We start from the raw sequence: 9773 nt of genomic DNA, 5'->3' as shown, positions 1-9773 counted from the left end.
CTATTCAGGCAGTTTGACCATAAATCGTATGAAATACCATTTGTTAACCGGCGGAACCGGCCTCCTGGGACGGTACCTGCTACGTGACTTGACCTTGGCGGAAATCCCGCTGGCAGTCATCGTGCGTAAGTCTCGCATTGAGTCAGCGGTCGGACGGATTGAAACGGCAATGACCCATTGGGAGCGCGAACTTGGTCACGCTCTGGTACGGCCAATCGTGCTTGAAGGGGACATCACCCAGCCGATGTGTGGGCTATCCGCCGAAGACCAACGTTGGGTCAGCGAGTTTTGTGACACTGCCGTCCATTCAGCCGCGTCGCTAACGTTCTACGCAGACGAAGAAGACGGCGAACCGTGGCGCAGCAATATCCACGGGACACGAAACATGCTCGACTTGTGCCGTTCGACCGGCATTCGCAAGTTTCATCATGTTTCTACTGCGTACGTGTGTGGTCAACGTCGCGAAACGATTCGCGAAGACGAACTCGACGTAGGTCAGCTACCAAGCAACGATTACGAATCGAGCAAAATCACCGCCGAGAAAGAAGTCCGCGCTGCCGATTGCTTTGATCAACTCACGGTACATCGTCCTTCGATCATCGTTGGCGACTCGCAAACGGGGTTTACGACCTCATACCATGGCTTTTACACGCCGCTCCGACTTGTCCATACACTTGTTACGACAATTCCCTGGGAAGTGATTGCTCAAGGGGATTGGCTCGGAACATTGGCATTGTCAGGCGAAGAACGCAAGAATCTGGTTCCTGTGGACTGGGTTTCAGCCGCGATGACAGAAGTGATCAGCCGACAGGAACTGCACGGCCAGACCTATCACTTCACCAATCCCAATCCAGCTACGGTCGCCGACATGTTGGCTTCGATTGGTGGTGCCGTTCTCGATTTAGCAAAGCACGAGGAAGTGGGCGACGCTAGTGTCACCGATGACGCTAAGCAGATGATGGACTCCTTCCGCGATCAAATGAAGGTTTATCAATCGTACTGGAGCGATGACCCAAGTTTCGATAGCACACGCACCGAAAACGCATTACCTCATCTTCCCTGTCCTCCCGTTGACCAAACGATGATGGACATGCTGGTGAAGTACGCCATCGACAAGAATTTCGGTTGGCCACGGGAAGCACCTGTGCCGCAGAAGTTCCCCATCGCCAAGGATCTCGCTCCTTGGATTTCCCATGCCAACCAGCTTACTGCTACCGATCCACAACGGCGTTATGTCAGTTTGCGGGTCAGTGGCAACGGCGGCGGCCAATGGCACATGATTGTTGATCAGGGCCAACTCGTAGGTGTGGGCGCCGGACTCATGAACGGCGATAGCCCAACCTGCTTTTTGAATTCCGATACATTCCATCGTCTCACCCAGGGGCAGCTCTCCTGGGAAGACGCCCTGCAATCGGGCCGATTGTTCACCGCTGGTTCAGCTATGAGCCCGGAAGAAATCGCCCACTGTTTCCACGACATCGCGGCCTCGATTAAGACGCGATAGCCACCAATTTCATCCACCACAAATACATACCGAATCGTCAGCGTAGAACAGGGGTTACATCATGTCGGGTACCGTTTCAAGATCTGAAGCCACGAAGAGCTCGGTCAGCGCGCAAGTGCTCGAGCGGGCCAAGAAGAGCCTCGCGGGTGGTGACAGTAGCACCATGCGTGTGCTTCCCTATCATATCCCTCTGGTCGCCGATCGCGCCGAAGGCTGCCGCTTGTGGGATGTCGACGGCAACGAGTACATCGACCTTAATATGTCGTACGGACCACTCTTGCTGGGGCATCGGCCAAAGGCCGTTATCGAAGCGGTCACTCGACAGATCTCGGAACAGGGAAGCCAACTAGGCTTTCCAACCGAGGTCACGATGCGTGTCGCGGAAAAAATCAAGAAGCTTTTTCCCAGTATCGAACTGCTTCGATTTGCGAACTCCGGCACCGAAGCGTGTGCTTCCGCTGTGCGTCTGGCGAAGACCTACACGGGACGCAACAAGCTGATCATGTTCGAAGGCCATTACCACGGTTGGAGCGAAGCGGTCTTCACCAAGTATCATGCTCCACTCGAAGAACTGCCGGAGTGTGGATACGGACAAGCCATTCCAGGTACTTCTGGAATGGGAGATAGCATCAAAGACGTAATCACGGTGCAGTGGAACGATTTGGACGCCCTCGAACGGGCACTCGCCGAGCACGGTCCCGACGTTTGTGCTGTAATGATGGAACCGATCTCTGGCAATGCAGGTTTGTTGATGCCACGCGATGGTTACTTGGCCACCGTACGCGAAATGGCGCACGACGCTGGTGCGTTATTGATCTTCGACGAAGTGATTACGGGCATGCGAGTTTCCGCAGGTGGTGCGCAAGAGCACTACCTCGTCTCACCAGACATCACTGTCATGTCCAAGGCCATGGGTGGTGGCTACCCGGTCAGTGCTTTCGGTGCGTCCGCCGAAATGATGCAGTGCATCGTGAAAGGTCCGCTGTTCCACGGCGGTGTCTTCTCTGGCAATGCCATTGTGATGTCCGCTGCGGAAGCGGTCCTCGATACTGTTCTGGCCGATAGGGAAGGCATTTACGGTCACCTTCACTCCGTGGCCGACCAACTGGCAAACGGCATCAAGGATATTTACTCGCGCTTGAATATTCCGGCCCAGGTCAATCACCTCGGCCCGCTGTTGGCAGCAATGATCACGAAGGAAGAAGTCGACGGCCTGTACAACTACCGCGATGTCCGCCGTCATGCTGACTTCGAACGCTACATCCAGTTCCAACATTGGATGCAGCAGCATGGGGTCTATTTCCATCCCAACGAGTTTGAACCGATGTTCCTGTCGACGGCCCACTCGTCGCAAGACATCGACGAGGTTCTCGAGCGGTGGGAAGAAGGGGCCCGCCAATGTCTCGTGCGATAATCTCCGATTCAATCTGGAGTCCAGCACCCATCCTAACCGCCGCGGAGAACTATCGGGGCGAGATCTTTGATCTCGATCTCGGTCGTAATGTAACCGCCGACATGTTCCATTCGATGCGAGAAGGACTCATCCGCTCGCTTCGAAAAAAGGGGATCACTGCCGGTGATCGTGTCTTGGTGACGATTGGTAACGGCCCACTGTTTCCAATCGCGCTCGCGGCACTGTTGGCCTGTGATGCTTCGCCGCTGCTGGTTCACGTGATGACGCCATCGGCAGAGCTTGCACGCTACGCTCAGCGGTTCGGCGTAAAGTGGCTTGTCTCTAACGGGGGCGACGAGCAGGTCGATTCTGTGCTTGAGCAACATGGATTGCTTTTGGTCGGAGACGACTGGAGCCTCGTCGTCGGTCGCTTTCCAGAACCTACGCATATTCCAGGGCCCGAACTACGTGGTGTTCCACTTCACCCCACGTCAGGTTCAACCGGGCTGCCCAAAATTGCTTTGCGTCCTGGCTTTCCCGCGATGGAAGAAGCGCGTCATTACACGGCGACTATGGCCATCTGTGAAGATGACTGCCTGATGGCGATTCCGCCGATGAGTCACGCTTACGGATACGGCGTGACGACGATGGTTCCACTTTTGACCGGAGCCAGCATCGTTACGACAGCGAAATTCAGCATCAAGAAACTAGCTCAGGTCCTCAGGGATCACCCCGTCACGATCTTGCCGATGGTTCCCGCCCATATCGATATTTTGCTTTTCGGGGGCACAGTTGACTTTGGCCGCTTGCGTTGGCTCCTCACTGCCGGTTCGATGATGCCCAGGCGTGCTGCTGAACAATTTCGCAAGAAGACGGGTGTCACCGTCTGTCCTCTATATGGAACAACCGAAACAGGCGGCATTGCGGTCGCAACAATTGCCGATGGCGAAGACGTTGACGGCCGTGTTGGCCCACCCATGGATGGCGTCGAAGTTTGCGTTCGACCTCCCGCAGACGCGGAAGATCTTGGCCTGGAACCTGGCGTCGGCAAGCTACACGTGAAAAGCTCGTCGATGATGACCGGTTATCTGGCTGATTCCGGTGAGGTATTACAACCGTGGGACAAGCAAGGTTTCTTCGAGACCGGCGACCTTTCGAAGGTCATGGAGGACGGAACAATCCACTTACGGGGTCGTACCGGCGAGATGATCAACGTCCTAGGTCTAAAAGTCGTGCCTTGCGAAGTAGAAGAAGCAATCGCCGTGATGCCGGGTGTGCGGGAAGTGAAAGTATACGGCGGTCAACTCGCTTCCAAGGGAGAGATTGTTAAAGCCGCGGTGGCCGTCGAGCCCGGTATTACCGAGCGCGACATTCGAGATTACTGTGACGCCAACCTCGTGTACTACAAACGGCCCCACACCGTCACCTTGGTTGAAGAGCTCCCTCGAAATCCCGCTGGAAAAATCCAGGTAAAGCAGCTTCCATAACGAAGTCGTTCGTTTCTAGGAAACGTCATGTCCCAACTCGCCACGCAACCGATCACGGAATACGACGCGCAGTTGGAAGAGCTTTTCCCACTGCCGGTTAACGCAGTCGAAAAGTTCATGATCCATGACGGGCGACCACATTATCCGATGATGTGCGACGTCGAGCTGCAGTTTCAAGGAGCCATTCGACGTGACACTTTCGACGAAGCCTTGGCCTTTGCCGTAGCTCGGGCCCCGCTGTTTCGCAGCGTACTTGGTGAAGACAAAAAGCGGGGACTCACCTGGCAATTGACGGATCGGATACCACCGGTCGACTGGGAAGATTACGGCGTATCCTATTCGGCACAATACGACGAACTGATCGATCTTCGAGCCGATCCTGGCCTCCGGATCTATGTCCGCAGCGGCGAAGAGCGATCCACCATTCTGCTGCACTTCCATCACGCAACCTGCGATGGCCTAGGCGCATTTGTCTTTGCAGAGGATTTGCTGACCGCTTATCACAATGCCACGCCTGGAGCCACTCATGTTAAGCCGCGAAAGTGGGAGTCACAGCGATTAAACAAACGATGCACGCACGCTCTCGATAATCCTGGACTATGGCGTGGCTTGTACGACATGCAATGCGGGATTCGCGGAGCAGCAAACTTCTTCCTGGAACGCCCCTTGCCGATGACAGCAGGCAAACTCTCGCTGACCAAGAATGCAAGTCGACTACAAAACGGTCTCATTACGATGGCCGTTAATCCCGATGCGACGAAGGCATTGCGAACCTGGACCGCCGCGCAGAAGGTGACCTTAAACGATGTATTGTTGCGAGATCTCTTCGTGGCCCTGCACAGTTGGATGAACGAGCAAGGAACCACGGTCGGATCACGCCGACTACGGATCCTAATGCCGCAGAGCTTACGGGGGCGGGGTGATGCGGCGATGCCGTCAACAAATGACTTAGGATTCGCCTTCCTCGCCAGGAAAGGGACTCTGATCGAAGATCGGAACGCCTTGCTTGATTCACTCACACCGGAACTAGCGGCAATTCGCAAAGACAACCTCTCACGACACTTCATCGGTGGGCTGGAACTCGTCGACAAACTAGGTCTCTTACCCTGGCTTTTGAACGGATCGTCCTGTTTCTCAACCGCTGTCCTCACAAACTTCGGTAATTCGTGGCGTCGTTTCCAAGCGAAACTACCACCGGGCAATGGTGGCCTGATAGCAGGCAATCTGATTTACGATGGCCTAGTTGGCACGCCCCCTTGTCGACCACACACTGGCGCTGCGTTCAGTGTTTCGACCACTTCGGATCAGATCTTTCTTAGCCTGAAGCACGATCCCTACCACTACAGCCGAGAGGAATCCGTATCTCTCCTCACACGCTACGTAGAAGAAGTGACACGCAGCGCCGGTCTCTAATCGACGCTCTCATTTCAGGCTGACCTTTCGAAGTTAGCCCATCCTGCCCTATCATGGTTACGTACTTGGTAAAACACTTTTGACTGTGACGCGTGGCGAATTGATGCGACCTGAGTTCTGGATTGATGTTGGTGGAACATTCACGGACTGCTTGCTCCAACAACCTGGGCAACCGGTACAACGACATAAGGTCCTCAGTTCCGGGAAGGTTCAAGGGCAAGTCGGTGAGGGAAGTAGTCCTTCATGCATCATCGATCGGACACGCAAGAACGATGCGTTCCACGTGTGGCGAGGCTATCAACTTCAGATTCTTGACGCCGAGGGACACATCGTTGCGGAAACCACAGTCGTCGCGTTCGATCCAGCCAGTTGCCAGTTGACATTTGCAACGCCACTTCCCAACAATCCGTCACCAGGAAGCGTTTATCTTCTCGACGGTGGCGAGGAAGCGCCTCTCTTGGCCATGCGTTATCTTCTCGGGATCTCGCGAAATGAACCACTACCAGCAGTCGACGTTCGCTTGGGAACAACACGAGGCACCAATGCCATACTCACTCGCTCCGGGGCTGATGTCGGCTTGGTGATTACCAAGGGGTTTGCCGATGTCCTTCAAATTGGTTCGCAAAGTCGCCCCAAACTTTTTGATCTGAGCATCCGAAAACCAACTTCCTTGGTCTCAAACGTCATCGAAGTTCACGAACGCCTGGATGCTGCCGGAGGGGTCTTACAACCTCTCGACGAAGTAGACCTTCATCACAAACTTCTTGCTTTGTATGAGACGGGCATTCGCTCACTTGCGATATGTTTCCTCCACAGCTACCGTCAGCCAGTTCACGAGCAGCGTGCTGCCGCAATTGCCGCTGAAATAGGCTTCACCAACATCAGTGTTTCTCACGCAGTTGCTCCCCTGATCAAGATCGTATCACGCGGAGATACATCGGTTGTCGACGCTTACCTGAATCCCATTCTGCAAGCTTACGTCCAACGAATTCAATGGGCACTGGGAGAAGGCAGTCAGCTACGACTGCTCACCTCGGCCGGGGGCTTGGTGGCGGCAGAATCATTCTCCGGCAAAGATAGTATTCTTTCCGGACCAGCGGGAGGCGTCGTCGGCTTTGCATCCGCCGCCCAAGCAGTTGGAATGCAGAAAGCGATCGGTTTCGACATGGGCGGCACTAGCACCGACGTCTCGCGGTTCGATGGAACATACGAACGCCAGTTTGAAACCGAAAAGGCCGGCGTGCGAATCGTGGCTCCTATGATGGCGATTGAAACGGTCGCTGCGGGCGGTGGCTCAATCTGTGCTTTCGATGGTGTCAAGCTCGTGGTTGGACCTGGCAGCGCGGGCGCCGATCCCGGACCGGCCTGCTACGGCCGTGGTGGACCGCTGACAGTCACCGATATCAATTTTGCCCTGGGCAAACTAAAAGCGGCTCGACTTCCCTTTCCCTTGGACGCCGCGGCAGTTGAAACCCGACTGCAGGAGATCGCCGATCAGGTTGAAGCCGCCACCGGAATTCGACGTGCGCCGCGTGACTTAGCTGAGGGATTTCTCCAGATCGCGAATGCCAACATTGCGGAAGCCATTCGAACAATCTCCGTTGCCAAAGGCTATGATCCGCGAACGTATCTGCTGGTTCCTTTCGGTGGTGCCGCAGGTCAACATGCCTGTGCAGTCGCCGACTTGCTCGGGGGAACGCAGCTACTATTTCACCCAAGTGCCGGGATCTTGAGTGCTGTCGGAATCGGTTCTGCCAACACGACACGGTTCACGACGCAGCCCTTTTACCAGCCACTCGACGAAGTGATATCAGAACTCAGTAACACCCTCACAACACTTGGTCTGCAAGCCCGAGAGGAAGTCGAACGCGAGGGGCACTTCGAGCGTATCGAATCTCACCCGCAACTTGAATTACGATACCGCGGGCTGGAGTCCTCGCTCACGATTGACGCTCTACCGTTGGATGATGTGCTTTCTCGTTATCACGCGGAACATCGGCGGCGTTACGGCTATGACCGAACTCACCAAACCGTTGAGATTGTCGCAGCCAGAGTCGAAGCAGTCGGATATTCCTCGCACGACAGTCAAAACAGCCATCGCGTTGAGACCTACGTTCCCTTACCAACAACATCGGTCGAAATCTTCTTCCAAGGCAAATCGTATACAACGCCGGTTTTCGATCGAGATCAACTTCGCCCCGGTGCCAAGCTCGTTGGGCCGGCATTAATAGCCGAGTCGTTAGCGACCACTGTGATCGATCCCAATTGGCAAGCCGAGATGTTATCCGGCGGGGAGTTATTAGCGGAACACATCCAATCACCGTTGCCAACGGAAAGCCAAACACCTTCCAGGGTAATCACGACCGATCAACCTGATCCCGTTCTGCTGGAGATCATCAACAATCAGTTCGCCGCGATTGCCGAGCAGATGGGCGTCGCCCTGCAAAACACGTCCGTCAGTGTTAATGTGAAAGAGCGGCTCGACTTCAGCTGCGCGTTGTTCACCGCCGATGGGGATCTGATCGCGAATGCGCCCCACATCCCAGTACACTTGGGAGCGATGTCAGAAACCGTTAAGGCAACCATCTCCCGTCACCCCGTTATGCAGGATGGCGATGTGTTTGTTACGAACGATCCTTACCGCGGAGGCTCGCATCTTCCAGACGTCACCGTCATCACGCCGATGTTCGCGACAGCGGATGACACGAAGCCGAGCTTCTTCGCCGCCAGTCGTGCACATCATGCCGAAATCGGGGGAATCGCTGCAGGCTCAATGCCTTCTGGCTCGACCAATTTGGCCGAAGAGGGCGTTCTGGTCGATAACTTCCGTGTCGTAGCAGCCGGCGAGCCTAATTGGGAACAGATGGAAGCAATCCTTCGTGATGCGCCCTACCCTTCACGAAATATCCCAGACAATCTGGCCGATATCGCAGCCCAGATCGCCGCCAACCACCACGGTGTCGTCAACCTTCAAGAAATGATTCACCATTACAACTTGTCGGTAGTACGTGCGTATTCAGGTCACATCCAGGACGCGGCTGCGCGGAAAACGCGCGCGGCACTCGCCAAAATCCCGTCAGGCGTTTACCAATTCACTGATCATTTAGACGATGGTTCGCCGATCGCCGTCTCGATTAACATTCAAGGTGAAACGGCAAAGATCGATTTCACCGGGACCGGCCCGGTGCTGCCGGGTAACCTCAATGCCAACCGTGCGATTGTTACCGCAGCGATCATGTATTGTCTGAGATGCCTCCTGAACGAAGAGATTCCCCTGAATCAAGGTGTGCTCGAACCGGTCACAATATTATTACCCGAATGCCTATTGAATCCACCTCGCCATGATTCGCCCGCAAAATGTGCCGCCGTCGCTGGGGGAAACGTGGAAACCTCTCAACGCGTGGTCGACGTCGTGCTGGGCGCTTTGAAACTAGCCGCCGCGAGTCAAGGAACCATGAACAATCTGACCTTCGGCGATGCCAGCTTCGGTTATTACGAGACCATCTGCGGAGGCTCAGGCGCAACGGAAACCCGAGAGGGTGCCTCTGCCGTGCATACACACATGACGAACACTCGTTTGACCGACGCAGAAGTCTTTGAGCTTCGCTTTCCAGTTCGTCTTCATCGCTTTGCCATTCGTCCCCATTCCGGTGGTACCGGTAGACATCGTGGTGGCGATGGAATTGTTCGCGAGATTGAGTTCCTAAAGCCGCTTGATGTTTCCCTGTTGACCCAACGGCGTGGCCCCTTTGCGCCGTACGGACTGGAGGGCGGCCAGCCAGGCCAACTGGGCGAGAACGAACTTCACCGGTTGACTGGCGAAGTTGAGTCGTTACCCAATACGATCAGCTTTCAGGTAAGTCCCGGCGATCGCTTGACCATTCGCACGCCAGGCGGCGGTGGCTGGGGCTCGTGATGCAATTGTGTGCCATCTTGGCAGCATCAAGATCCCTTTGAACACAAAGGGCTTCAACGC

5 protein-coding genes are annotated in these 9773 nt (G+C 55.2%); all 5 read left to right on the top strand.

Annotation, left to right across the window (positions count from 1 at the left end; translation table 11 throughout):
- The first annotated feature begins 28 nt into the window (after positions 1-28).
- Positions 29-1504, top strand: a complete 1476-nt coding sequence (locus tag C5Y83_RS27260) for an SDR family oxidoreductase (protein ID WP_158262542.1) — start codon at positions 29-31, stop codon at positions 1502-1504.
- 61 nt (positions 1505-1565) lie between these two features.
- Positions 1566-2918, top strand: coding sequence for an aspartate aminotransferase family protein (locus C5Y83_RS27255; RefSeq protein WP_105332937.1), 1353 nt, complete (start codon positions 1566-1568; stop codon positions 2916-2918).
- Positions 2903-4384 carry a class I adenylate-forming enzyme family protein gene (locus tag C5Y83_RS27250; RefSeq protein ID WP_105332936.1) on the top strand — a complete coding sequence of 494 codons (1482 nt, stop codon included), beginning with the start codon at positions 2903-2905 and terminating at the stop codon, positions 4382-4384. The genes C5Y83_RS27255 and C5Y83_RS27250 overlap by 16 nt, the downstream gene beginning before the upstream one ends.
- A 27-nt stretch (positions 4385-4411) precedes the next feature.
- Positions 4412-5797 (top strand): condensation domain-containing protein, encoded by a 1386-nt coding sequence (locus tag C5Y83_RS27245; RefSeq protein ID WP_105332935.1) that lies wholly within the window; start codon positions 4412-4414, stop codon positions 5795-5797.
- 85 nt (positions 5798-5882) lie between these two features.
- Positions 5883-9713: a hydantoinase B/oxoprolinase family protein gene (locus C5Y83_RS27240; protein WP_233207388.1), complete on the top strand. Its 3831-nt coding sequence runs from the start codon at positions 5883-5885 to the stop codon at positions 9711-9713.
- Positions 9714-9773: the final 60 nt, after the last annotated feature.

The sequence above is a fragment of the Blastopirellula marina genome, from assembly GCF_002967765.1.
Lineage (GTDB): Bacteria > Planctomycetota > Planctomycetia > Pirellulales > Pirellulaceae > Bremerella > Bremerella marina_A.
This window is presented reverse-complemented; position numbering and strand designations above follow the sequence as displayed.